General features: G+C 70.7%; 23 protein-coding genes and 1 tRNA gene. 18 read left to right on the plus strand and 6 right to left on the minus strand.

The genetic code is table 11. The features are described from left to right. Nucleotides 1–347 precede the first annotated feature (347 nt). Both OG194_RS05590 and OG194_RS05595 read left to right on the plus strand, forming a co-directional pair. Nucleotides 348–500: a hypothetical protein gene (locus tag OG194_RS05590; RefSeq protein ID WP_327399718.1), complete on the plus strand. Its 153-nt coding sequence runs from the start codon at nt 348–350 to the stop codon at nt 498–500. After that, entirely contained in the window at nt 500–1717 is a 1218-nt protein-coding gene (locus OG194_RS05595; protein ID WP_327399719.1) for a tyrosine-type recombinase/integrase, read from the plus strand. The genes OG194_RS05590 and OG194_RS05595 overlap by 1 nt, the downstream gene beginning before the upstream one ends. A gap of 100 nt (nt 1718–1817) precedes the next feature. Here OG194_RS05595 and OG194_RS05600 read toward each other — a convergent pair. Further along, nucleotides 1818–1891: transfer RNA gene (locus OG194_RS05600), tRNA-Pro, on the minus strand. A gap of 99 nt (nt 1892–1990) precedes the next feature. Here OG194_RS05600 and OG194_RS05605 point away from each other — a divergent pair. The 4 genes from OG194_RS05605 (at nt 1991) to OG194_RS05620 (ending at nt 6054) form a co-directional block, all read left to right on the plus strand. Beyond that, nucleotides 1991–2512 (plus strand): DUF309 domain-containing protein, encoded by a 522-nt coding sequence (locus OG194_RS05605; RefSeq protein WP_327399720.1) that lies wholly within the window; start codon nt 1991–1993, stop codon nt 2510–2512. A gap of 88 nt (nt 2513–2600) precedes the next feature. After that, nucleotides 2601–3374: a precorrin-6A synthase (deacetylating) gene (cobF, locus tag OG194_RS05610; RefSeq protein ID WP_327399721.1), complete on the plus strand. Its 774-nt coding sequence runs from the start codon at nt 2601–2603 to the stop codon at nt 3372–3374. 72 nt (nt 3375–3446) lie between these two features. Further along, nucleotides 3447–5525, plus strand: a complete 2079-nt coding sequence (locus tag OG194_RS05615) for an MDR family MFS transporter (RefSeq protein ID WP_327399722.1) — start codon at nt 3447–3449, stop codon at nt 5523–5525. 43 nt (nt 5526–5568) lie between these two features. Further along, nucleotides 5569–6054, plus strand: coding sequence for a hypothetical protein (locus tag OG194_RS05620; RefSeq protein WP_327399723.1), 486 nt, complete (start codon nt 5569–5571; stop codon nt 6052–6054). Here OG194_RS05620 and OG194_RS05625 read toward each other — a convergent pair. Both OG194_RS05625 and OG194_RS05630 read right to left on the minus strand, forming a co-directional pair. Further along, nucleotides 6041–6790 carry a cobalt-precorrin-6A reductase gene (locus OG194_RS05625; protein ID WP_327399724.1) on the minus strand — a complete coding sequence of 250 codons (750 nt, stop codon included), beginning with the start codon at nt 6788–6790 and terminating at the stop codon, nt 6041–6043. The two genes, OG194_RS05620 and OG194_RS05625, sit on opposite strands and share 14 nt — an antisense overlap. A 33-nt stretch (nt 6791–6823) precedes the next feature. Further along, a complete protein-coding gene (locus tag OG194_RS05630; RefSeq protein ID WP_327399725.1) occupies nt 6824–7639 on the minus strand; it encodes a sulfite exporter TauE/SafE family protein in 816 nt (271 codons plus the stop codon). A 114-nt stretch (nt 7640–7753) separates the two neighbouring features. Between OG194_RS05630 and OG194_RS05635 the strand changes: the two genes are divergently transcribed. Both OG194_RS05635 and OG194_RS05640 read left to right on the plus strand, forming a co-directional pair. Beyond that, entirely contained in the window at nt 7754–8578 is an 825-nt protein-coding gene (locus tag OG194_RS05635) for an alpha/beta hydrolase (RefSeq protein ID WP_327399726.1), read from the plus strand. A gap of 90 nt (nt 8579–8668) precedes the next feature. Beyond that, nucleotides 8669–9481, plus strand: a complete 813-nt coding sequence (locus OG194_RS05640) for an SAM-dependent methyltransferase (RefSeq protein ID WP_327399727.1) — start codon at nt 8669–8671, stop codon at nt 9479–9481. A gap of 108 nt (nt 9482–9589) precedes the next feature. Here the strand turns inward: OG194_RS05640 and OG194_RS05645 are convergent, their stop codons facing one another. Together OG194_RS05645 and OG194_RS05655 are read right to left on the minus strand one after the other, a co-directional pair. Further along, nucleotides 9590–10405: a phosphotransferase gene (locus OG194_RS05645; protein WP_327399728.1), complete on the minus strand. Its 816-nt coding sequence runs from the start codon at nt 10403–10405 to the stop codon at nt 9590–9592. Between the two features lie 424 nt (nt 10406–10829). Then, nucleotides 10830–11333, minus strand: a complete 504-nt coding sequence (locus OG194_RS05655; RefSeq protein ID WP_327399729.1) for a MarR family winged helix-turn-helix transcriptional regulator — start codon at nt 11331–11333, stop codon at nt 10830–10832. 264 nt (nt 11334–11597) lie between these two features. On the opposite strand from OG194_RS05655, the gene OG194_RS05660 reads away from it, so the two are divergent. The 4 genes from OG194_RS05660 to OG194_RS05675 all read left to right on the plus strand — a co-directional run bounded on the left by OG194_RS05660 (nt 11598) and on the right by OG194_RS05675 (nt 17203). Then, entirely contained in the window at nt 11598–12635 is a 1038-nt protein-coding gene (locus OG194_RS05660; protein WP_327406985.1) for a zinc-dependent alcohol dehydrogenase, read from the plus strand. 103 nt (nt 12636–12738) lie between these two features. Continuing rightward, nucleotides 12739–13950 carry a sensor histidine kinase gene (locus OG194_RS05665; RefSeq protein WP_327399730.1) on the plus strand — a complete coding sequence of 404 codons (1212 nt, stop codon included), beginning with the start codon at nt 12739–12741 and terminating at the stop codon, nt 13948–13950. Nucleotides 13951–14035: 85 nt separating this feature from the next. Next, nucleotides 14036–15517 carry an MFS transporter gene (locus OG194_RS05670; RefSeq protein ID WP_327399731.1) on the plus strand — a complete coding sequence of 494 codons (1482 nt, stop codon included), beginning with the start codon at nt 14036–14038 and terminating at the stop codon, nt 15515–15517. Between the two features lie 114 nt (nt 15518–15631). Beyond that, a complete protein-coding gene (locus OG194_RS05675) occupies nt 15632–17203 on the plus strand; it encodes a carboxylesterase/lipase family protein (protein ID WP_327399732.1) in 1572 nt (523 codons plus the stop codon). 140 nt (nt 17204–17343) lie between these two features. Here the strand turns inward: OG194_RS05675 and OG194_RS05680 are convergent, their stop codons facing one another. After that, complete coding sequence (locus tag OG194_RS05680) at nt 17344–17817, minus strand: potassium channel family protein (protein WP_327399733.1); 474 nt, start codon at nt 17815–17817, stop codon at nt 17344–17346. A gap of 210 nt (nt 17818–18027) precedes the next feature. On the opposite strand from OG194_RS05680, the gene OG194_RS05685 reads away from it, so the two are divergent. The 6 genes from OG194_RS05685 (at nt 18028) to OG194_RS05710 (ending at nt 23910) form a co-directional block, all read left to right on the plus strand. Next, entirely contained in the window at nt 18028–18375 is a 348-nt protein-coding gene (locus OG194_RS05685; protein ID WP_327399734.1) for a hypothetical protein, read from the plus strand. 558 nt (nt 18376–18933) lie between these two features. Then, a complete protein-coding gene (locus OG194_RS05690) occupies nt 18934–19824 on the plus strand; it encodes a hypothetical protein (RefSeq protein ID WP_327399735.1) in 891 nt (296 codons plus the stop codon). Between the two features lie 135 nt (nt 19825–19959). Further along, a complete protein-coding gene (locus OG194_RS05695) occupies nt 19960–20772 on the plus strand; it encodes an SAM-dependent methyltransferase (protein ID WP_327399736.1) in 813 nt (270 codons plus the stop codon). A 40-nt stretch (nt 20773–20812) separates the two neighbouring features. Continuing rightward, entirely contained in the window at nt 20813–22216 is a 1404-nt protein-coding gene (locus tag OG194_RS05700; protein WP_327399737.1) for a glutamine synthetase family protein, read from the plus strand. A gap of 2 nt (nt 22217–22218) precedes the next feature. After that, nucleotides 22219–23358, plus strand: coding sequence for an amidohydrolase family protein (locus OG194_RS05705; RefSeq protein ID WP_327399738.1), 1140 nt, complete (start codon nt 22219–22221; stop codon nt 23356–23358). Between the two features lie 24 nt (nt 23359–23382). Then, complete coding sequence (locus OG194_RS05710; protein WP_026151198.1) at nt 23383–23910, plus strand: NUDIX hydrolase family protein; 528 nt, start codon at nt 23383–23385, stop codon at nt 23908–23910. Nucleotides 23911–23919: the final 9 nt, after the last annotated feature.

A 23919-nucleotide genomic window follows, 5' to 3' on the forward strand; every position in this document is an offset into this window, starting at 1 on the left:
CCAAGGCTGACAGAGAGGGCTGCCCCGAGCACCACTGCGGATCGATCCATCAGCGAGGACTCACCACCGCTGCGGAGGTGGAATCCCCTGTTCTCCGTTTGCGAGCGGTGTCATCCATCGCCGGAGGTTCTTCTCCGGTATCCGTTTGGTGCTCCATACCGCCCGGAGATCCACCGCACTTGCCCCCCGAACCGATAATAGATTCCACAATCCATCAGCCACGCAAGCAAAAGGAGCACGCGGCGCACTCCATAGCCAGTCAGGCCGTCTCCGTCCAAGGTGACAGCCGTTCGTCCCTTCTGGCCAACGCCTGGTATTCGACGAGTGATCTCGCCTCCTGTCTGCACGTGGACGCCTCGACTCTGCGTCGGTGGCGCACCGCCCGGCCACCGCAGGGCCCGCCGTTCGTCTCCGTTTCGGAACGCGTCGTCATGTACAGCGCGCTCGACGTCGAGGAATGGCTGCACAGCCGCCGGACCGTCCCGCGCCGAGAAGCCTGATGGCCGAGAAGACCATTGTTCCGGTCGGCGTCAAGCTCTCCACCGACATCGAGTACCGGCCCGATCGTCCCAATCCCTACCGAGCGCGCGTCCGCTGGTTCGATCCGGCGACGAAGCGACGCCTGTCCCTGTCGGAGGGAAAGGCGGACGAGGACGAGGCTCAGGAGTGGCTCCAGGACATCATCGACGCCGCGCAGGCCGGCCTGTCCCCGTCGCTCGCCACCATGAAACTCGCCGAATACGGCGACACCAACATGGATCTCGCCCTGCGCGGGCTGGAGTTGAAGACCCTCGACCCGTATCTCGCGGGATGGCGGATGCGCGTGGTCCCAGCCCTGGGCCACCTCGCCGTACGGATGATCACCAACGGCGTCGTCGACCGCAGCGTGCAAAACTGGATCGTCGACGACCACAGTCGCTCCACGGTCAAGAACACCATCGCCGTCCTGGTCCGCGTCATGGAGCAGGCGGTCCGCGACGGCATCATCAAGGTCAACCCCGCCCGCGTCAGCGGCTGGCAGAAGCTCTACAAGCAGGCCGAGGACGAACTCCGCGACCCACGGGCCCTCGCCCTGCCCGACTGGGACACGCTCGTCCAGCTGGCCGAGGCACTCGTGGCCGCCTCCTCCAACCAGTACCGAGGCTGGGGCGACGTCGTTCTGTTCGCCGCGAGCACCGCCGCCCGGATCGGAGAGGTCTCCGGGTGCCGCGTCGGAGACATCGACACAAGTCAGTGGATCTGGACGGTACGGCGCCAAACCACGCCCGCGCCCGGCGGACTGACCGACAAGGGCACCAAGGGCAAGCGCGCCCGGAAGGTTCCCATCATCGAGGAGATCCGGCCGCTCGTTGCCCAGCGCATCCTCTCCGCCGGCCCCGCCCCTGACGCGCGCCTGTTCACCGGCCCACGCGGAGGACGCATCTCCACCGCGGTCCTGCGCGACGCCACCCACTGGGACGAGGTGGTCACCCGACTCGGCTACGAACACCTGCGCCGCCACGATCTCCGGCACACCGGACTGACCTGGCTCGCGGACGCCGGAGTCCCCATCCACGTCCTGCGCAGAATCGCCGGCCACGGATCGCTGACCACCACCCAGCGTTACCTGCACCCGGACATCCACAAGATCACAGCCGCGGGTACGGCACTCTCCGCACACCTCAGCGTGCTACGCGCCCCGCGCACACTTCCCGCGACGGCTGTCCTCACCCGATGACACCGGTCAAGGCAGGTTGGTCCCCAACTGGTCCCCAACAATGACCGAGGGGCGGTTCCGGATTCCTCCGGAACCGCCCCTCACCTGCGACTCTGTCGAGTCGGGACGACAGGATTTGAACCTGCGACCCCTTGACCCCCAGTCAAGTGCGCTACCAAGCTGCGCCACGTCCCGGTGCGCTTCCCACGGAGAACCGTGTGATCGCGCGAACAGCACTTTACCCCACGCCCGGGGGTGCGCCGAAGCCGGTGCCGGGCGCGGGACAATCGTCGTATGAGCGACACAACCTCAGGCGGTACGGCCGGTGCGCGGGACCGGGACGGCGAGGGGCGGGCGCGCAATGCCCGGCCTCGGGACGGGCTCGGGCGACCGTTGCCGTACGACGCGGACGGTGTGGCGCGGCAGCCCGAGGGGGTCGTGCGGGCGCCGGAGGACACCGTCGTGGAGGCGCAGGCGCTGCTCGACGAGGGGAAGCCGTTCCACGCGCACGAGGTGTTCGAGGACGCCTGGAAGTCGGGGCCGGACGAGGAGCGTGCCCTGTGGCGCGGGCTCGCCCAGCTCGCCGTGGGGCTCACGCACGCGGCCCGGGGCAACGTCACCGGCGGGGCCCGGCTGCTGCGGCGCGGTGCCGGGGGCGTCGAGGAGTGGGCGTCCCGGTCGGGGCGGGAGCGGCCGTACGGGATGGATCTCGCGGGGGTGGCGGCCTGGGCGCGGGGGCTCGGGGGCGAGGTGGAGCGGGGCGGCGGGAGTGTCGACGCGGGGGCGCGGGCGCCTCGGCTGCGCGGGACGTCGTAGCCGACGGGGAGTTCGAATCATCCCGGTGTATGTCGATGGGTTCCGGTGCGGTGCACGGGCTGTCAGTGGCGTGGGGCAGACTCGGGGTGTGCGAAAGATTCATGTCATCGGTATCGGCGCGGGCGACCCCGAGCAGCTGACCCTCCAGGCTGTCAGGGTGCTGCGGAGCACGGACGTGTTCTTCATCCTCGACAAGGGCGAGGTGAAGTCGGACCTCACCCGGCTCCGCCGGGACATGCTCGACGCGCACCTGCCGGAGGGGACGTACCGCCTGGTCGAGGCGCGGGACCCGGAGCGGGACCGGAAGGCCGGCGGCGCCGCGTACTCACCCGCGGTCGGGGACTGGCGCAGTGCCCGCGCGGACATCTACGAGCGGCTCGTCGCCGAGGAGTTGGGCGAGGACGAGAGCGGCGCGTTCCTGGTGTGGGGCGATCCCTCGCTGTACGACAGCACGCTCGGCATCCTGGAGGAGATCCTGGAGCGGGGTGCGGTGGCGTTCGAGTACGACGTCGTGCCCGGCATCAGCAGTGTCTCGGCGCTCGTCGCCCGGCACCGCACGGGGCTGAACCGGGTCGCGCGGCCGGTGCAGATCACCACGGGCCGGCGACTGTCCGAGGAGTTCCCGGAGGGGGTGGACGACGTGGTGGTGATGCTGGACGCGCACCAGGCGTTCCGGCGGTACGCCGACCAGGACATCGACATCTACTGGGGCGCCTACCTGGGCACCCCGGACGAGATCCTCGCCTCCGGTCCGATAGCCGAGGCCGCCCCGCGCATCGAGCGGCTGCGCGCGGAGGCCCGTGAGCGCAAGGGCTGGATCATGGACACGTATCTGCTGCGGCGGCACCCGAAGGGCGAGTAGCGGGCAGGGAGCGGGCACCCGAGCGGACCCGCCCACTGTGCAGAGGCGGCCCCCTGGTGTGAAAGTGACCTCGTGACAGTCGCCGAGGAAACCTCGCTGCCTTCCGCGCAGCAGCCCCCCGTGCTGGATTCCCGCCGCCGCAACGTCGTCTTCGTGACGATCATGCTGGGCATGCTGCTGGCGGCCCTCGACCAGACGATCGTCGGTACGGCCCTGCCGACGATCGTGTCGGACCTGGGCGGTGCCGCGCACATGTCGTGGGTGGTCACCGCCTATCTGCTCGCGGAGACCGTCGCGACCGTGCTGGTCGGCAAGTTCGGCGACCTGTTCGGCCGCAAGGTGGTCTTCCAGGTCTCGGCGATCGTGTTCATCTCGGGCTCGTTCCTGTGCGGCTTCTCCACCAACATGACGTTGCTGATCGCCTGGCGCGCGGTGCAGGGCATCGGTGCGGGCGGTCTGATGGTGACGGCGATGGCGCTGATCGCCGACGTCATCCCGCTGCGCGAACGCGGCAAGTACCAGGGCGCGATCGGCGCGGTGTTCGGCGTCGCCACGGTCATCGGACCGCTGCTCGGCGGCCTGTTCACCGACCATCTGACCTGGCGCTGGGCGTTCTACGTCAACGTCCCGATCGCGATCGTCGTCGTCATCGCGGCGGCCCGCACCATCCCCGTGGTCAAGTCGGCGATGCGGCCCGTCATCGACTACCTGGGCATCGCGCTCGTCGCGATCGGCGCGAGCTCACTGATCCTGGCGACGAGTTGGGGCGGCAACGAGTACGCGTGGGGTTCGTCGACCATCATCGGCCTGTTCGTCGGCGGCGCGATCGCGCTCGGCCTGTTCTGCTGGGTGGAGACCCGGGCGGAACAACCCATGCTCCCCATGCGGCTGTTCGCCAACCCGGTGTTCACGGTCTGCTCGATCCTCAGCTTCATCGTCGGTTTCGCGATGCTCGGCGCGCTGACGTATCTGCCGACCTATCTGCAGTACGTCGACGGCGACTCGGCCACGATCTCGGGTGTGCGGACGCTGCCCATGGTGATGGGGCTGCTGATCGCGTCCGTCTTCAGCGGCAACGTGGTCAGCAAGACCGGCCAGTACCGCATCTTCCCGATCATCGGCTCCGCGGTGATGGGTGTCGGGCTGTATCTGATGTCCCTCATGGGCCCGGGCACCGGCGCGTTCCTGGAATCGGTGTACATGTTCGTGCTCGGCACCGGCATCGGGCTGTGCATGCAGGTGCTGACGATCGCCGTGCAGAACACCGTCGAGTACACCGACCTCGGCACCGCGACCTCCGGCGTCACCTTCTTCCGTACGCTGGGCAGTTCGTTCGGTACGGCCGTCTTCGGCACGATCTACGCCAACAGCCTGGGCCCCAACCTCAAGGACGGGATCACCTCCGCCGCGAAGACCAGCGCGCTGAACCCGGCCGTCATCACCAAGGCGGCGACCAGCCCCGAGGGCCTGCACAAGCTGCCGCACGCCGCCGCCGCGCCGATCATCAACGCGTACGCCGACACCATCCAGACGGTGTTCCGATGGACGGTCCCGGTCGCGGTGATCGGCTTCGTCGTGGCCCTCTTCCTCAAGCAGGTCGAACTCCGCGACAGCGCGCGGAAGGGCTCCACCGACATGGGCGAGGGCTTCGCGTCACCGCGCGGCGGCGACTCGCAGCGGCTCCTCGAAACGGCCGTGGGCAAGGTCATCGGCAGCACGGACCTGGACACCGCCCGGCGGATCATCACGAACTCCGACACCCGGCTGGACATCGCCGGCGCCTGGGCCGTGATGCAGGTCGAACTGTTCGGCAGGATGGTCGGCCACGCGAGCCTCGGCCTGATCGCCGCCCGCCGCCACATGCCTCCGGAGGTGCTCCTCCCCGTCTTCGACCGCATGGTCCAGGAGGGCTATCTGACCCGCGACGGCTACCTCCTCTCCCACACCGCGGCCGGCGAACGCGAGGCCGAGGTCATCGGCAAGGCGTGGGGCACCTGGCTGGAGGACCGCGTCCAGCAGGACATCGGCCGCCCCTCGGGCACGGACCTCCGCGCCGCGGTCGACTCCATCGCCAAGCGGCTCCTCGTGGAGGACCTGAGCTCCGGACTGCCGCAGCGCGCCGCGGAGTTGGAGACCAGCTCGGCGCCGTGAAAACCGGGTGAACGGTGAAAGGGGCTCCGGTCATACTCGGAGCATGTCCCCGACGCCCGTGCGCTTCCACGACCCGCGCGCCACGCTCGCCGACTTCGCGTCGTCGATACTGGTCCGCTGCCCGCGCTGCGAGCGGATCGCCCACTTCGAGCGACGCCCGGGCACCCCGCCGAGCGCCGACCGCGGGACACATCCGCACTCCCGCCTGGTCTGCCGGTCCTGCGGCCTGTATCGGGACGGCAGCCGTCCGTACCGATTCTCGCGGTACCCCAGCGCCTGCTCCTACCCGGCCCTGTGGCTGCGGACCGGTACCAGACACGGGGAATTGTGGGCGTACAACCTCCAACACCTGGACCTGATCAGGCGGTTCGTCGCCGCCGACCTGCGCGAGCGCGCGCCCTGGTACGACACCGGTCAGAAGATGACGCTGGTCGCCCGCCTCCCGGTCTGGATGAAGAGCGCCAAGAACCGGGCCGGGCTACTGCGCGCGGTGGACCGTCTCCGGGCCACGGTCATCACCCCGCGCTGAACCCCAGCCGCTCCAGCACCCCGGCGACATCGGGCACCGCGCTCACCCCGTCCGGCAACGGCGGTCGTCGTACGACCACGACGGGGACGCCCGCCTCCCGCGCGGCCGTGAGTTTCGCCGCCGTCGCCGCTCCCCCGCTGTCCTTCGTCACGACCACGTCGATCCGGTGCTCACGCAACAGCGCCACCTCGTCGGCCACGGTGAAGGGCCCGCGCGCCAGCAGCACCTCGGCATCCGGCGGCATCGGGGGCTCGGGCGGCTCCACCGACCGTACGACGAAGTGCGGTCGGGCGAGGTGGGCGAAGGCGGCGAGTCCGAGGCGGCCGGTGGTGAGCAGGACGCGCCGCCCGAGTCCGGGGAGCAGGTCCGCGGCCTCCGCCAGTGAGGCGACCGGGTGCCAGCGGTCCCCGGGCCCCGGCTGCCAGCCCGGCCTGCGCAGCACGACCACCGGCAATCCGGTCGCCGCACCGGCCCGCGCCGCGTTCGCGGTGATCGTCTCGGCGAAGGGGTGAGTGGCGTCGACGACGGCGTCCACGTGCTGCTCCCGCAGCCATGCGGCCAGCCCCTCGGCTCCGCCGAACCCGCCGATCCGTACGTCCCCGGCCAGCGCCCCCGGCCGTGACACCCGCCCGGCGAGGGACGTGGTCACCCGGACCGCTGGCCGCCGTGACACCAGTTCGGCTGCCAGTTCACGTGCCTCGGTGGTGCCGCCGAGGATCAGGATGTGCGGGGACATGCGGCGAGCGTACGAGGTCACGGGGCCGAGGGGTCAGCGGAGGAGCAGTTGCAGGCCGCCGATGATCGTCGCCGCGATCACGAGTTGCTCGAACAATCGCTGGTTGATTCGGTTCACAGCCCATTTGCCGATCAACGCACCGGGCACGACGAACGCCGCGAGCGCCGCGTCAAGGAGGAGGGAGTGCCCGTCGATCAGGCCGAGGCCCACGCTGAAGGGCACCTTGGTCACGTTGACGATCAGGAAGAAGAACGCCGACGTACCGAGGAAGCCAAGCTTCCGGAAGCCCGCGGAGAGCAGGTACATCGACATCACCGGGCCGCCCGCGTTGGCGACCATCGTGGTGAAGCCACCGAGCACACCGTACGAGCGCGCCTTCGCCCGGCCCGACCTCGTGGCGACGGAGTCCGGCTCGTCGGCAGCCCCCGCCGCACCCTCCGCCCCCGCCGCGCCCTTCGCCGCCGCCTCTGCCTTGCGCCGGCGCCACAGGGTGACCCCCGCCATGAACAGCAGAATCGCCCCGATCGACGTCCGGACGACCGCGTCGTCGGCCCACACCAGGAACAGCGTCCCGATCACGACCCCCGCCGCGACCGCCGGGAACAGCCGCCACAGCGTGGGCCAGTGGGCGTGCCGCCGGTAGGTGAGGACGGCGAGGACGTCGCCGACGATCAGGATCGGGAGGAGGACGCCGGTGGAGGCACGGGCGGGCAGGACGGCCGCGAAGATCGCCAGGCTGACCGTGTTGGCCCCGCTCACGGCGGTCTTCGAGAAGCCGACGAGCAGGGCCGCGGCGGCGAGGGCGGCGAATTCCCAGCCGGATATGTGCCAGAGAGTCATTGTGTTCATGCGAGAACCGATGGTATGTCCTTACATCTGGCAGCGTAAGGAGTGTCTCGTCAGATGGCCCCTGCCACCCCACCGCGGACCGAGGCATCAGATGAGCGATGCTAGTTTTCGGGTGTGGACGACACCCGCGAGCATGTCCTCTCCGGCACCCGGAACCCGATCACCGCACACGAGTGGCCGCACGAACACCCGCGCTACGTCGCCCTCGTCGCGCACGGATACGGCGAACACATCGGCCGCTACGCAGAGTTGGCCGCCGTACTGCTGACGAACGGCGCGGCGGTCTTCGGCCCCGACCACCAGGGCCACGGCACGTCGGCCGGCGAGCGCGTGCTGATCGAGGACTTCGAGGACGTGGTCACGGACCTGCACGCCGTCGCCGACCTTGCCCGCGCCACCCACCCGGGCGTCCCCCTCGTCCTGATCGGCCACTCCATGGGCGGCCTGATCGCATCCCGCTTCGCGCAGCGCTACGGCGACGAGTTGGCCGCGCTCGTGCTGTCCGGACCGGTGATCGGCGCCTGGGAACTGCCGGACCGGCTGCTCGCCCTCGACGAGATCCCCGACATCCCGATCAGCCCGGCCGCCCTGTCCCGCGACCCCGGCGTCGGTACGGCGTACGCGGCGGATCCGCTCGTCTGGCACGGTCCGATGAAGCGGCCGACGTTGGAGGCCTTCGCCCAAACCCTCAAGACCGTAGGCGAGTTGGGGGACATTGGCGGACTCCCCCTGCTCTGGCTGCACGGCGGTGACGACCGGCTCGTCCCGCTCGCCGGCAGTCGTGTCGGCGTCGAGCGGTTGAGCGGGGGCGAGTTGACGGAGCGCGTGTATCCGGGCGCCCGGCACGAGGTGTTCAACGAGACGAACCGGGCGGAGGTCTTCGCGGACCTGATCCGTTTCCTGGACGGGGTGTTGAACGGTGCCACCCGGTCGGCATGACCGTGCCAAACTTCTCGCACAGCCCGCGGGAGTCGTCGTACCCGGCCCGTGCGGGCCGTCGTAGCGCGCAGTCGAGCAGAGGAGCATCGCGTGACCGGGACAGAGCCGGCCGTCCAGCGGATCGACACATCGAAGCCGCATCCGGCGCGGGTGTACGACTGGTTCCTCGGCGGCAAGGACAACTACCCGGTCGACGAGCAACTCGGCAGGCAGATCACGTCACTTGACCCGGGCGCCCCGCGGACCGCGCGTGCCAACCGCTGGTTCATGCAGCGGGCGACGCGGATGCTGGTCCGGGAGTCGGGCATCCGCCAGTTCCTGGACGTCGGCACCGGCATACCGACCGCGCCCAACCTCCACCAGATCGCCCAGTCGACCGCGCCGGACGCGCGGGTCGTGTACGTCGACAACGACCCGATCGTCCTCGCCCACGCGGCGGCGCTGCTGCGCGGCACGCCCGAGGGTGCGACGGAGTACATCCAGGCCGACGCCCGCGAACCGCTCACGATCCTCGAACAGGCGGCCCGCGTCCTCGACTTCGACCGCCCGATCGCCCTGTCCCTGATCGCCCTGCTGCACTTCGTCCCGGACGAGGACGGCGCCCACGAGCTGGTGGAGACCCTCATCGACGCGCTGGCGCCGGGGAGTTGCCTCGTGCTGTCCGCGATGACGGCCGACCTCGAACGGGAGAAGGTCGAGCGGGGCATCGCCGCCTACGCGGCGGGCGGGGTGACCCTGGTGGCCCGCTCGCACGCCGAAGTGAGCAGCATCTTCAAGGGACTTGAGCCGATGGAGCCCGGCATCGTGTCCGTGTCCGAGTGGCACCCCGAACTCGCGGAGGGCGAGACACCGCTCGGCGAGGGGCCGGTCTCGTTGTACGGCGGTGTCGGCTTCAAAGTCTGAGAGGCCTGAGAGGTCTGAGGCCTGAGACGCCGGGCTGAGCGGTTGTGTCAGGAGGAACCCGACACAACCCCTTGCCTGCCTGAGCTTGTTCTTTGACCTCTTGGCCGGTCATTCCAACAGGGCAGCCGTGAACATCTCGCGGTGAGCCACCAGCCACTGCTGGATGCGGTCCCAACGCGGCCAACCACCCTGCCCGGACAGCGCCTTGGTGTAGACGGGGTCGCCGTCGGCCACTCGATCGGCGACGAAGGCCCGGCAGGATGCGGTGGCCTGTTCGATGACGCCGGGCAATTCACCGCGCTCCTGCGGGGAGAGACCGTAGCCGTCGGCAAGGATGCGCAGTCGTGCCGGGGCATCCAGCCCCGCGGGATGGAGAACCGCCGCGGACGTGGGATCAAGCATGGGAACCCAGTAGCGGGCGGTCATGGCAACGTCCCATACCGCCCGGCCGGGGGCCGCCAGGTCGAAATCGATCAGGGCTGTGGCACGGCCGTCGCGGAAGACGACGTTTTCCGGGCACACGTCGTTGTGGCACAGCATCGTTCCTCCCGCCGGGTCGGCCAGGGATCGGGGCCAGTCAGCGCATGCGTCAACCTCGATGTCCATGCTGGCGTCGTGCAGGCGCCGCAACAGGCTTCCCACCGATCTCAACGCGGTCCCGGTCATCACCCAGCGCGGAAACGGCGGTAGAGCGACGTCGCCCGGGATGAAGGTCAGCTGCTCGCGGCCGTCCGCGGTCAGCCGGATCGGCCTCGGAGCCGCGTCGAACCCACGCTCTTCGAGCGCGAGGAGATGAGCGTGGAGGGCGCGCGCGGTGCGCGGCGCCGGGCGTTCCACCAGGGCACCGTGACGGAAGACCGCGCCCGCGTTCGCCATGCCGCCGGCCAGGGCTTCGCCCTCTGCCGTCTCACCCTCAGCCGCCATGTCGATCACGCTACCGTCAGGTCGGTCAGGTGTGGGACGGTCGCGAAACGCACTCCGAACCAGGTCGCTCACCTGGGCATTCACCTTGGCAGACACGCGGACGGTCCAGGCGCAGGGCGCTCTGCCCAGCCTCTACCGGCTGTTCGGTGTGTGGATGCGGGTGGCGGCGTCCCTGACAGACCAGCCGCCGTACTCTGCTGACCGCCGAGGGCAAAGGCTGGGCGGACATCGGGTCTCGCCCAACGGTGGCCGCATGGGCAGGAAGGGTGTTGTCCCCGGGGTTCGCGGCGGTGGCGTCCTGATGACCGGGATGGTCGGCAGCGTGACCCGGCAGCGCTACGACGAGCTGGTCCAGCCGAGGCGGGACGATGAGCAGCGTCCAGTGGCAGCTCGGGGACGCGGTCCCGGAGATCTCCCCAGCCCGTCAGGCGGACGTCTCCACGTCCACGGCCGCCTCCGCATGGTTGACGAAGTCGTCGACCAGCCGGTGGAAGAGGCCCGCGAGGTGCCGTAGGTCCTCGGCGGACCAGTGGATCAGGGCCATCTCGATGCCGCGGCGGCTCGCGTCCCGGATGCGGTTGACAGCGGCGAGGCCGCTGTCGGTGAGCTGGACGCGCTGGGCGCGGCCGTCGTCGGGGTCCGGGATGCGGACCACATGGCCGAGTTGCTCCAACTGCCTTAGCTGGCGCGTGACATGGGATGCCTCCACCGACATCCGGACCGCCAGCACACCGGGCCGCAGCGGCTCGCTCTCGGCGATGTAGCGGAGGATCGACACGGCGGCCCGGTCCAGCGGCAGCCCGGCCAGCGCCATCAGCCGCTCGTGCTGCCGGGCCCGCCCCGCCAGGTAGGCGATACGGGTGAGGACCCGCTCGATCTCGGCTACGTCCTCCGGAACGGGCGCTGTTACGGGTGGCGGTGTGGACATGCGCCCACCGTAACAGCTACTTGCCTGAGTCAAGCAAGACTGAAAACGATTGCTTGACTCAAGTAACGCATTTATGGTTGCCTAACTCAAGTAAGCCAAGAGCTGGGGCCGCCTAAGCGGAGGCGTCCCCGTCGCGCCGTAAACCGTGGGGACGGAGTACGGCGCAGTCACCGGTCCCGGCGACCGGAGCACTCCCCCCGTCCGCCGCCGGGGCCGGTGACACCCCTCACGCATCCCCTCACGCACATGGAAAGCGAGCCCCTCATGGCCACGATGAAGTCCGTGCGGACCGGCGCCGTAGACAAGATCGACGTGGTGGACGTCGAACGTCCGGTGCCCGGGCCGAAGGACGCCCTCATGAAGATCCGCGCCTGCGGGATCTGCGGCACCGACACCTTCTTCCTGCACATCGGCGGCGGCCCCTTCGGACCGGGCGGCGCCATGGCCCCGGTCCCCCTCGGCCACGAGCCGGCCGGCGAGATCGTCGAGGTCGGCGCCGAGGTCGCGGGCCTGAAGGCCGGGGACCGGGTGGTCGTCAACCCGCAGGGCGCGCCCTCCGGGATCATCGGCTGCGGCGGCAGGCACGGTGCCATGAGCGACTACCTCCTGCTGGAGGACTGCGAGATCGGCAAGAGCGTCATCGTCTTCCCCGACACCGTGCCGTTCGACGTCGCCGCGCTCAACGAGCCGATGGCCGTGGCCCGGCACGCCGTCAACCGTTCCGGGGCCGAGCCGGGCGACAAGGTCGTCATCTTCGGTGCCGGGCCGATCGGTCTGGGCGCGGCGATCTGGCTGAAGCTGCGCGGGGTCGAGCACGTCGTCGTCGCGGACGTCATCGCCTCGCGCCTGGAGACCGCGCTCGCCGTCGGCGCGGACGCGGTGATCAACTCCGCCGAGGAGGATGTCACGGCCCGGCTGACCGAGCTGCACGGCCGGGCCGCCAACGCGCTCGGCCAGCCGCGCCCCGGTACGGACATCTACATCGACGCCGCCGGTGTCGCCGCGGTCGTCAACACCACGATCGAGTCCGCGAAGTGGGGCGCCAAGCTGGTGATGGTCGCCGTACAGAAGAAGGGCGCCGACATCGACCTCGGCGGGATGCTGCGCAGCGAGCTGACGCTGATCGCCTCGCAGGGTTATCCCACCGAGATCTTCGAGGTCACGCGGGAGATCGTCGAGCACCACGAGCGGTTCGCCAAGCTGATCAGCCACCGTGTGCCCTTCGCCGAGGTCGGACAGGCCTTCGAGCTCGCGCTGACGCCGGGCGCGGCGGAGAAGATCGTCGTCACCTTCGACGAGTAGTCGCGGGCGCGCGGGTTCCCGCCGTCGGCCACGGGCCGATGCCGGGAGCCCGCGGACGGCCGGCCTTCTCGGACAGGAACCCCCACGTCATGATCCCCGCGCCATGAACCACCGTCCGCAGCGCCTGCCGCGCTGCCATCCCCGCGCTGTCGACCTGATCGTCGCCGCCGCGCTCTTCGCCTGTTCCTTCCCGGGCAGCGTGATGACGCTCCCGGGCCGCGACCTCGAAGCCCCTTGGTGGCCGGGCGTGTTGGTCGCGGGTGTCGCGTCCCTCGCCCTGCTGTGGCGGCGCACCCTGCCGCGCGCCACGGTGGTGGTCACCCTCTGCTGCGCGATGGCCGTGGCCGCCCTCGGCTACATCCTCACGGTCCTGGTGATCGGACCGCTGATGGTCGCGCTCTACACCCTGGCCCGCGGCTCCGACCGGACCACCGCGAACCTTTTCACCGTCTTCGGCATCGCCCTGCTCCTGGGCACGGCCCTGGTCGTGGGCCCCGACACCGAACCGCTGGTCCTGAAGCTGGTCGGGCCGGTCTTCTGGCTGCTGCTGCCGACCTCCCTCGGCACCACGACCCGGCTCCGCGCGGCCTACCTGGAGGCGGTGCGGGCCCGCGCCGACCACGCGGAACGGACCCGGGAGAAGGAGGCACGGCACCGTGTCACCGAGGAACGCATGCGGATCGCCCGCGACCTCCACGACGTCGTCGCCCATCACCTCGTCCTGGCCAACCTCCAGGCAGGCACGGTCGTACGGCTGATGCACACCCGGCCCGAGGAGGCCGAGCGGATCGCCGGTGAACTCGCGGGCACGACGCTGTCGGCCGTACGTGAACTCAAAGCCACCGTCGGCCTGTTGCGCCACGCCGACGACTCGGAGACCCCGTCGGGGCCCGCACCCGGACTGGCCCAACTCGCCGAGCTGGCCGCCTCGTTCGAGCCCGCCGGACTGTCCGTCACCGTCAACACCGAAGGCAGGCCACGGCCGTTGTCCGCCGGTGCGGACCTCACGGCGTACCGCATCGTGCAGGAAGCGCTCACCAACGTGACCAAGCACGCGGGTACGGGCTCGGCGGAGGTACGGCTCAGCTACGCGCACGACCGGCTGAGCATCGCCGTCACCGATCACGGCGGTACGACGGTGCCCTCGTCCCCCGCGTCCGGCAGCGGGTACGGCATGATCGGCATGCGTGAGCGTGCGCTCTCCGCTGGTGGCCGACTGCGCGCAGGTCACCGCCCCGAGGGCGGCTTCGAGGTCGTCACCGAACTGCCGCTGCTCTCCCCCGACCGGACCCCCACCCAGAATGCACTTGCTTAACTCAATCAATCTCATTATGGTTGAGTAAGTCAAGCAAGTCCGCTCGTCCAGCTCATCGCAGCTCGTTCCCGATGGAGGCACCGCCATGTCCGACGCCCTTGCCCGACCCGCCGAAGCGGGTTCCTCCGCTCCGCCGAGGTCGAACGCCGTCGTCGCGGTGCTGGCCCTCGCCGGAATCGTCGTCTCGCTCATGCAGACCCTGGTGATCCCGATCATCCCGGAGCTGCCGAAGTACCTGAACGCCTCCGCGTCGAACACGGCGTGGGCGGTCACCGCGACGCTGCTGGCCGCGGCCGTGGCCACCCCGGTCGTGGGCCGCCTCGGCGACATGTTCGGCAAGCGCCGGATGCTGCTGACCAGCATCATTCTGCTGGTGACGGGCTCGGTCGTCTGCGCCCTGGCCGACTCGCTGGTCCCGATGGTCATCGGCCGCGCGCTCCAGGGGCTGGCCGCCGCGGTCGTCCCGCTCGGCATCAGCATCATGCGCGATGTGCTGCCCAGCGACCGGCTGGCCGGCTCCACCGCGCTGATGAGCGCCTCGCTCGGCGTCGGCGGTGCCCTGGGTCTGCCCTCGGCCGCCTTCCTCGCCGACCGCTACGACTGGCACATCCTCTTCTGGGTCTCCGCCGTCCTCGGCGCCCTGTCCTTCCTGCTGGTCCTGCTGGTCGTGCCCGAGTCCAAGGTCCGCACCGGCGGACGCTTCGACCTGGTCGGCTCACTCGGGCTCTCCGCCGGACTGATCTCCCTGCTGCTCGCGATCTCCAAGGGCTCCGACTGGGGCTGGACGAGCGCGACGACCCTCGCCCTCGGCTTCGCCGCCGTCGCGATCCTGCTCTCCTGGGGCTGGTACGAGCTGCGCAGTTCGCAGCCGCTGGTCGACCTCCGTACGACCGCGAAACCGCAGGTGCTGTTCACCAACCTGGCCTCGATCGCCCTCGGCTTCTCGATGTTCGCGATGTCCCTGGTCCTCCCCCAGCTGCTGCAACTCCCCACGCAGACCGGCTACGGCCTGGGCAAGTCGATGCTGGCGGTCGGCCTGGTGCTCGCCCCGCAGGGCCTGGTCATGATGGCCATGTCCGCGGTGTCCGCCCGCGTCACCAAGTCCAAGGGCCCGAAGGTCACCCTGATGATCGGCGCCCTGATCGTGGCCTCCGGCTACGGCCTGAACATCCTCCTCATGTCCGAGGTCTGGCACCTCATCCTGGTGTCCTGCATCATCGGTGCCGGCGTCGGCTTCACCTACGGCGCCCTGCCCGCCCTGATCATGGGCGCGGTCGACCCGTCCCAGACCGGCGCGGCGAACAGCCTCAACACCCTGATGCGGTCCCTGGGCACCTCCTTCGCCAGTGCCATCGCCGGTGTGATCCTGGCCCAGATGACCACGGACTTCGGCGGCTACGCCCTTCCGTCGGAGAACGGCTTCAAGGTGGTCATGGCGATCGGTGCCGGAGCCGCGCTGCTGGCCTTCTTCCTCGCGAGCCTGATTCCCAAGGGCCGTAGGGCAGTTGAGGCACCCGCCGACAAGGAGCCGACCCCGGCTCCCGAGGTCGCCGAGGCCACGGCGTAAGGCAGTCTGGCCATCGAGCACACGGCGGTCGCCGTCCCGCGCGGTACGGGACGGCGACCGCCCTCCGCTCGTCCGCACGCCCCGCACGCCCCGGCACACAACGAGGAGTCCACGATGACGACACCCAACTCCCGTGACACGGCGGCCGGTTCGGCCGAGGCGCCCGTCGTACGTTTCGGCGCCGGTGCGGTGCGCGGGCGGCGGGAGGACGGGCTGGCGGTCTTCCGCGGCATCCCGTTCGCCGAACCGCCCGTCGGGGAGGCCCGGTTCCAGGCACCCCGACCGGTGCGCGGCTGGGACGGCGTGCGCGAGGCCCGCGACTTCGGTCCGCCACCCCCGCAGGAGTCCGGATTCCAGGGCCGCAGGGGCGTGGTGGAGGGACCGACGGGCGACGACTGGCTGACCGTCAACGTGTGGACACCCGCGCCCGATCCGACCGCCCGCCGACCGGTCATGGTGTGGATCTACGGCGGCGCCTACAAGCTGGGACACGCGGGCAGCCCCGGCTACGACGCCCAACACATCGCCCGCGACGGCGACTTGGTGGTCGTGACCTTCAACTACCGCGTCGGCATCGAGGGGTTCGCCCGGATCGACGGCGCCCCCGCGAACCGCGGGCTGCTCGACCAGGTGGCCGCGCTGGAGTGGGTGCGGGAGAACATCACCGCGTTCGGCGGCGACCCCGAACAGGTCACCGTCTTCGGCGAGTCGGCCGGTGCCGGATCGGTGGCCTCGCTGCTGGTCATGCCGAGCGCCGCCGGACTGTTCCACCGGGCCGTCGCGCAGAGTACGCCGGGCCCCTTCCTCTCCGACGAGTTGGCCAGGGACATCGCGTCCGCGATCGCCGCCGAGGCGGGACTGCGCCCCACGGCCGCCGACCTCGCGACCGTGGACCCGCGTCAACTGCCCACGGCGGGCGAGACGTTGACCGCCAAGATGGACCGATACGAGGACCGCTGGGGCGGCCTCGCGCACACACTGAGCCCCTTCGCACCCGTCGTCGACGGCGAGGTGCTGCCCACCACACCCTGGCAGGGTGTCGCGGCGGGTGCGGCCCGGGACGTGGAACTGATCCTGGGTCACAACCGGGACGAGTTCCGCCTGTTCACCGTGCTCGGCGGCCGACTCGGGAAGATCACCGAGGAGGACGCGTCGTCCGCACTGCGCCGGTTCGGCCCGGGCCCTGATGCCGAACAGGCCTATCGCAGCGCCTTCCCGGACGCCTCCCCGGGTGAGCTGTACGAACTCGTCCACTCCGACCGGGTGTTCCGCATGCCCTGCCTCCACCTCGCGCACGCGCAGGCCGCCGCGGGCGGACGCGTCCACGTCTACGAACTCACGTGGCCCGCACCGGGGTTGGGCGGAGTGCTGGGCGCCTGCCACGGCCTCGACATCCCGCTGCTGTTCGGCACGTTCACCGCCGACCTGGGGAATCTGTTGTTCGCCGATGTCGTGCCCTCGGCCGAGGCGTTGGCGCTGTCGTCCCGTTTCCGGGCGTCCTGGACGGCGTTCGCGCGGACGGGTGACCCGGGGTGGCCCGCGTACGACACCGAGAGGCGGGCGGTGCAGGTGCTGGACGCGGAGCCCGTGGTCACGGCGTATCCGGAGGAGGCCTCGCGGCGGCTGTGGGAGGGGTATGCCTTCGGCGCGGCGACCTTGGCCGAGCAGACCGGGCGATCCGAGTAAGCGGCCTCGATCGGCGAGCTGAGGAGAGGCGCCGCGGTCGGCGGCATCGCGCGCGTGGAGGGTCGTAGGGGCCACGCCCATGCCCGGTCGGCGAGCGGTTCCTCGCCCCTCCTGGTGGTAGGCCTGTCTCCCCCGTCACCTCACCCGCCCAAGTCCTCTCCCTTCCTGGCCACCATCCGCTCCAACCGGTCGAAGCGCTCATGCAACGCCCGCACCGCCTCCTCGCCCAACTCCTCCGCCCCGTGGGCGAGATGATGCCGGCGACGCTGTTCGCGGCCGACGAACCATGTGGCCAGGGCCGCCGTGACGAGGCCGTACGTGGTGATACCGGTGACCATGACCACCGAGCCGACGACGCGGCCCCACAGGGTCACCGGGTAGAAGTCGCCGTATCCGACGGTGGTCGCCGTCTCGATCGACCACCACAGGGCCTTCGGGTACGTCGTCAGATTGGCGCCGCGCGCTCCCTGTTCGGCGGCGACCACCGCCCAGGAACCGACGAGCATGACCACGCCGAGTACCGCCGTCGCCGCGCCCGCCGTCTTCAGGTGGAGCGAGCGGCCCTGCTTGCCGAGCAGCAACTCGACCGCCCTGGTGAGGAATCCGGGCAGCATGGTCACTCCTTCGCGTCAGCGTGGCGGGCGGCCGGCCGGAGCTGTCCCGGCCTGGGGCCAGTGTCGGGGCGGGCGGGGGTACGGGCATGCCGGGCGGGGCGTTCGAGTTGCCGTACGACCTGCGGCGTTGTGCGCTGGGGGCACTGCTTCGCCGCCCGACCGATCACCCCGGAACGCAACCGACCGCCCCACAAGACGGAGGACCCTGCCATGACCGCGGAACCCCGAGCCGTGCCGGAGACCTTCGCGTTCACCTGTGGTGACTGCGGCCACTGCTGGGAGGCCACCTTCCAGGTGATGTTCTTCACCAACCCGACCGACGCCTCCGGGCTGACCACTCAGGAGTACGTCGACGAGGAGGGCAAGGCCCTCAGGTCACCCCTCGCCGACGCGATCTGCCCCAAGTGCGGCGGCCGCACGGTGCATGTGCTGGAGGCGGGACTCGCGGCGCGGGCGCGCCGCGCGGAACACGAACCCCGGCCGCCGCGCGAGCCCCATGAGCATCGTCTGCATCTACCGCACCGGCATTCCGGCCCGCCGGAGGACGGGGCACGCTGAGTCGCCGGGCACCCCGGGGGACGCTGCAACCCGGCGTGCCCCTCACCCTGGAGGACTCGACTCACTGGTGTGCCGCCTGCCCGAGCGGACGGCACACCCACGCGCGCCCCTCCACCCCCAGCGGACGAGACGGTCTGCCGCGCCGGGCACCCGGAAGTCGCCGCACCCGGGGTGCCCTCCACCCCGGAGGACGAGGCTGGCGAGCCACTCGCCGGAAGGAACGGTTCACCCAGCCGCCCTCACCCCGTGTGAACGGCCCGCTCCTCGCCCCGCAGGACGGAGTCCGCCGACATGTCCCCCACCCGGAAGAACAGCGGGCACGCCCAAGCACACCCTCGCTCCACAGACCGGCGCGCCCAGCCGCACTCCCCCACCCGGAGGACCGGACACCCCGGCCGATCTCCCACCCACAAGGGCGCGCCACCCTGCCCTGCCTCCCGCCTGCGAGCACACACCCCCTACCCCCCGTCACTCACCCGAACGGCCCCCTCCACTGGAGGGCCCGCCGACCCGGTGGTGCGCTGGGGACACACCTGCCACTCCCCCGGAGGCCCCGCCATGCACCGTCGCCCGCCCTCCCGACCCGCCGGCCCTGTCCGTGTCCTCGCCTCGGTCCTCGCGGCAGGCGCCCTGCTGACCTGCGCGGCCTGCTCCGGCGGAGGCGACAGCAACGGCGGCGGTGCGGACCACGACACCGCCTCCGACGTAGCCGCCTCCCCCCTCGCCGCCGAGTCCCCGCTCGCTTCACCCCGTACCGGGAAGTCCGCCTCGCCGCGCGCCGAGAAGTCCGCCGCCGCCGTCCTCACCCCGGCCGGAGCCAAGGCCGCGCTCATCACCGAGGCCGATCTCGAAGACAGCTGGACGCAGGTCAAGGGCGCCGCCGGCTGGGGCGACAAGCTGGTCGTCGGGAAGGTCGACGTCGCCGACTTCCTCACCGCGAAGACGAACGCCGCCGACTGCCAGAAACTGCTCGACGCGCTCTACGACGACACCCTCCTCGGCAAGCCGTCCGGCGCGTCCGCGCTGACCGGGTTCGAGGAGAGCGACTCGCGGCTGCTGTACCAGGTCGCCGCCTACGACCGGGCCGCGCTCGGTGCCTCACTGAACTGGCTGAAGACGCTGCCGGTGAAATGCGACCAGTTCACCGCGACGGACTCCAAGGGCGGCCACAGGACGGTCCAGGTCATCGAGGACCCGGTGCCCTCCGTGGGCGACGCCCGCCAGGGTCTCCAGGTCACCGTCACGGGCACGAGCGGCAACGAACCCACCACGCTCACCGTGCAGTTGGCCGTCGTCCGGGTCGGCACCGACGCGATCACCGTCACCTCCGGCGGCCTCGACGGCACCGAGAGCGACACGACCAAGACAGCCGTACAGGACGGCACTTCGCATCTGAAGGACGTCCTGGCCGGCCGGACCCCTCCCGCCCAACCCGGCAACCTGGACTGACAGTTCACCGAATCCGCCACTCCCGGAGGACATCGGCCGGAACATTCGTCCCGAGCGCCGCGAACCCTTGGGCCGAGTGATCACCTGACGGCACAATGGAGTTGACGAGTCAGACCGGCGACAAGGAGCCACGACGTGAGTGACAGCGACACCCCGGCAGAGGGACCTACCCGGCTCAACACCGGTGTGGCGCACAACGCCCGCGTGTGGAACTACTGGATCGGCGGCAAGGACAACTACGAGATCGACCAGCAGGTAGGCGAGCACGTCGCCGGGATGTTCCCGGTGATCCGTGAAGTGGCGCGCGCCGACCGGGACTTCCTCGGCCGCGCGGTGCGCTTCCTCGCCACCGAACGCGGGGTGCGGCAGTTCCTCGACATCGGCACCGGACTGCCGACGGTCGACAACACCCACGAGATCGCCCAGCGCGTCGCACCCGACGCACGCATCGTCTACGTCGACAACGACCCGCTGGTGCTGATCCACGCCCGCACCCTGCTCACCAGCACGCCCGAGGGCGTCACCGACTACATCGACGCGGACGTGCACGACCCGGCGTCGATCGTCCAACGGGCCGCCGGCACGCTGGACTTCGAGCGTCCCGTCGCGGTGATGATGCTCGGCATCCTCAACTTCATCCTCGACACCGAGGACGCCCGGAACGTCGTACGCGAGGTCATGGCCGCGGTCCCCTCGGGCAGTTTCCTGGTCCTCACGCACCCCACCTTCGACGCCGACCTCGGCGGCGAGGGCAACGTCCCGGCCATGGAGTTCTGGAACGAGAACGCCACTCCCCCGATCACCGCCCGCAGCCGCGCGGACGTCGCCGCGTTCTTCGAGGGGCTCGACCTCCTCGACCCGGGCCTGGTGCCGTGCTCGCGCTGGCGCCCGGAGTCCGGCTCCCCGGCCGTGGTACCGCAGTTCGGGGCGGTGGCCGTGAAACCCTGACGGTGACGCCGACCGTGCAGGACGCGACCGTGGAGGACGTATGACCACCCTTGCCGACCCCCTGCCCGGCGGCCGCCCCGGCGAGGTCGAGCGCGCCGCCGCGCTGGCCGCGGAGCTGACCGGGCGGGGTGTGCACGGGATCGTCCTGGCCTACGTCGACACCGCGGGCGTGGGCCGGGTGAAGACGGTCCCGACGGCGAAACTCGCCTCGGCGGCGGCCTGGGGCGTCGGCATGTCCCCGGTGTTCGACACGTTCCTCGCGAACGACTCCATCGTCACCACCGATGCCCTCGGCTCCCCGGACGGCGATCTGCGCCTTTACCCCGACCTCGACCACCTGGCCGTCCTGTCCGGCCAGCCCGGCTGGGCCTGGGCCCCGGTCGACCGCGTCACCCAGGAGGGCGAGCGCCACCCCGGGTGCAGCCGAACCTTCCTGCGCCGTACGGTCGTTGACGCGCAGCGGCTCCACGGGCTCACCTTCCGCGCGGGCATCGAGATCGAGTGGGCACTCGGCCTGGCCACGGCACCCGACGGCGCGTTCGTCCCCGCCACGACAGGTCCGGCGTACAGCGCGACCCGCCAGGTCGAACTGAGCGACTACGGCGCCGAGTTGCTGTCGGCCCTGGCGGCCGAGGGCGTGGACGTGGACCAGTTCCACCCCGAGTACGCGGCCGGGCAGTTCGAGCTGTCGATCGGCGCGCTCGACCCGGTCGCGGCGGCCGACCGCAGCATCCTCGTACGGCAGACGATCCGCGCGGTGTCCCAACGGCACGGTCTGCGCGCATCGTTCACGCCTGCCGTCTTCGCGCAGGGCGTCGGCAACGGCGGCCACATCCACCTCTCCGCCTGGCGCGAGAGCGCGAACCTGCACACCGGGGGCGATCGTCGCTACGGCATGACGGCCGACGCCGAGTCCTTCGCGGCCGGTGTCCTCACCCACCTCCCGGCCCTCACCGCCGTGACCGCACCGAGCCCGGCCAGCTACTTCCGCCTCCGACCCTCGCAATGGGCAGGGGTGTTCACCGCCTGGGGCCGCGAGACCCGCGAGGCGGCGGTACGCGTCGTCACCGGCACGGCGGGCCAACGCGCCCAGGCGGCGAACCTGGAGGTCAAGCCGGTCGACCTGGCCGCCAACCCGTATCTCGCCCTCGGCTGCCTGATCGCCGCCGGCCTCGACGGCCTGACGTCATCCGCCGCCCTGCCCGAGGAGACCACCGGAGACCCCGCGCACCTCGGCGCTCCGGAGGCCGAGACCCGGAGCGTACGACGGCTGCCGACCTCCCTCGCCGAGTCCGTCGCGGAGTTCCGCAAGGACACGCAGCTGCGGGCCGCGCTTGGACCGGTCCTCGCCGACGCGGTGATCGCCGTACGACAGGGCGAGATCGCGGCCGTGGCGGAGCTGGACGACGAGCAAGTGGCTGCTCTTTACCGCTGGAAGTACTGACGATGGCCACTGGACCGGTCCACGAGGCGCTCGCCGCGCTGGCGTTGGTGGACCACCACTGCCACGGAGTCGTCACCGAGGAACTGGACCGGGCGGCCTTCGAGTCGCTGCTCACCGAGGGCGACGTCTGGCCCGGCAGCGGGATCTCGCCGCTCGACAGCCCGGTCGGGATCGCCGTACGCCGTTACTGCGCACCGGTGTTGGACCTGGAGCGGCACGCGCCCGCCGACGAATACCTTGCCCGGCGAGCCGAGTTGGGGCCGCACGAGGTCAACCGGCGTTTCCTGGCCGCCGCGGGCACCACCGTCTTCTGCGTCGACACAGGATTCGCCCCGCATCACATCACCTCGCCCACCGAACTCGCGGAGGCGGCGGGCGCCGTAGCCCATGAGGTCGTACGGCTCGAAGCCGTCGCCGAATCCGTGGCCGCGCGGGGCGTCGAACCGGACGGGTACGCGGACGCGTTCCGGGCCGCCGCGCTGGACGCGGTGCGGCGGCCGGGAGTGGTGGCGGTGAAGTCGGTCGCCGCGTACCGGACGGGGTTCGATCTCGACCCGGCCAGGCCCTCGGAGGCGGAGGTGACCGCGGCGGCCCGTGCTTGGCTGGCCCGTGGCGGGCGGCTCGAAGACCCGGTCCTGGTACGGCAGTTGCTGTGGACCGCGGTCGACCTGGGGCTGCCGCTCCAGCTCCACACGGGGTTCGGCGACAACGACATCCGGCTGCACCGCACCGACCCCGCGCTGCTCACGGACTGGCTGCACCTGACCGCGGGGACGATTCCGGTGCTGCTTCTGCACTGCTGGCCGTATCAGCGTCAGGCCGGATACCTGGCGGCCGTCTTCGAACAGGTGTACCTGGACGTGGGGCTCACCCTGCACCATGTTGGACCGGTCCGGGCGCGGGCCGTGCTGGCGGAGGCGATGGAGATCACACCGTTCCGCAAACTTTTGTACAGCTCTGACGCCTATGGTCTTGCGGAGTTCTATGGGCTCGGAGCACTGGCGTTCCGCCGAGGTCTTGGGGATCTGCTCCAGGAGCGGGTGGACGCCGACGAACTGGGCCTGCCCGACGCGCTGCGGCTGGCACGCTGGGCGGGGGCCGACAACGCCCGCCGGGTCTACCGGCTATCCGACGGACACTGAAAGTATGATCAAGCAATGTCTGACATGACCGATACCACGCCCGGTTGGCTGTCCGCCGACGACCTCGAACAGGCACGCGCCCGCATGCCGATCCTCTACGTCGAAGCGGTGCCCGTCCGCGTCGACGACAACGGGGAGGTGACCAGCATCGGACTGCTGCTGCGCATCGGCCCCGACGGCACCGTCAACCGCACCCTCGTCTCCGGCCGCGTGCTGCACCACGAGCGGGTCCGCGACGCCCTCCTGCGCAACCTGGAAAAGGACCTCGGCCCGGTCGCGCTGCCCCGGATCCCGACCTCGCTTCAGCCGTTCACCGTCGCCGAGTACTTCCCGACGCACGGCGTCACGCCGTACCACGACCCCCGCCAGCACGCGGTGTCCCTCGCCTACGTCGTGCCGGTCACCGGCGACTGCCGGCCCCGGCAGGACGCTCTCGACCTCGTCTGGTTCAGCCCGGAGGAGGCCGCCTCGGAGGCGCTGCGGAGCGAAATGCCGGGCGGGCACGGGGTGTTGCTCAAGCAGGCGCTGGCGCACGTGGGTTGTGTGTCCTGACCGGGGCGC

Origin of the sequence: Streptomyces sp. NBC_01288 (assembly GCF_035982055.1) — a bacterium.
Lineage (GTDB): Bacteria > Actinomycetota > Actinomycetes > Streptomycetales > Streptomycetaceae > Streptomyces.

Coding starts and splice junctions, on each gene's coding strand:
- OG194_RS05620 (WP_327399723.1), top strand. CDS start 5,569: ATGTCCCCGACGCCCGTGCGCTTCCACGACCCGCGCGCCACGCTCGCC.
- OG194_RS05655 (WP_327399729.1), bottom strand. CDS start 11,333: ATGTCCACACCGCCACCCGTAACAGCGCCCGTTCCGGAGGACGTAGCC.
- OG194_RS05630 (WP_327399725.1), bottom strand. CDS start 7,639: ATGAACACAATGACTCTCTGGCACATATCCGGCTGGGAATTCGCCGCC.
- OG194_RS05665 (WP_327399730.1), top strand. CDS start 12,739: ATGAACCACCGTCCGCAGCGCCTGCCGCGCTGCCATCCCCGCGCTGTC.
- OG194_RS05685 (WP_327399734.1), top strand. CDS start 18,028: ATGACCGCGGAACCCCGAGCCGTGCCGGAGACCTTCGCGTTCACCTGT.
- OG194_RS05605 (WP_327399720.1), top strand. CDS start 1,991: ATGAGCGACACAACCTCAGGCGGTACGGCCGGTGCGCGGGACCGGGAC.
- OG194_RS05680 (WP_327399733.1), bottom strand. CDS start 17,817: ATGCTGCCCGGATTCCTCACCAGGGCGGTCGAGTTGCTGCTCGGCAAG.
- OG194_RS05660 (WP_327406985.1), top strand. CDS start 11,598: ATGGCCACGATGAAGTCCGTGCGGACCGGCGCCGTAGACAAGATCGAC.
- OG194_RS05595 (WP_327399719.1), top strand. CDS start 500: ATGGCCGAGAAGACCATTGTTCCGGTCGGCGTCAAGCTCTCCACCGAC.
- OG194_RS05670 (WP_327399731.1), top strand. CDS start 14,036: ATGTCCGACGCCCTTGCCCGACCCGCCGAAGCGGGTTCCTCCGCTCCG.
- OG194_RS05675 (WP_327399732.1), top strand. CDS start 15,632: ATGACGACACCCAACTCCCGTGACACGGCGGCCGGTTCGGCCGAGGCG.
- OG194_RS05700 (WP_327399737.1), top strand. CDS start 20,813: ATGACCACCCTTGCCGACCCCCTGCCCGGCGGCCGCCCCGGCGAGGTC.
- OG194_RS05645 (WP_327399728.1), bottom strand. CDS start 10,405: ATGGCGGCTGAGGGTGAGACGGCAGAGGGCGAAGCCCTGGCCGGCGGC.
- OG194_RS05625 (WP_327399724.1), bottom strand. CDS start 6,790: ATGTCCCCGCACATCCTGATCCTCGGCGGCACCACCGAGGCACGTGAA.
- OG194_RS05705 (WP_327399738.1), top strand. CDS start 22,219: ATGGCCACTGGACCGGTCCACGAGGCGCTCGCCGCGCTGGCGTTGGTG.
- OG194_RS05690 (WP_327399735.1), top strand. CDS start 18,934: ATGCACCGTCGCCCGCCCTCCCGACCCGCCGGCCCTGTCCGTGTCCTC.
- OG194_RS05710 (WP_026151198.1), top strand. CDS start 23,383: ATGACCGATACCACGCCCGGTTGGCTGTCCGCCGACGACCTCGAACAG.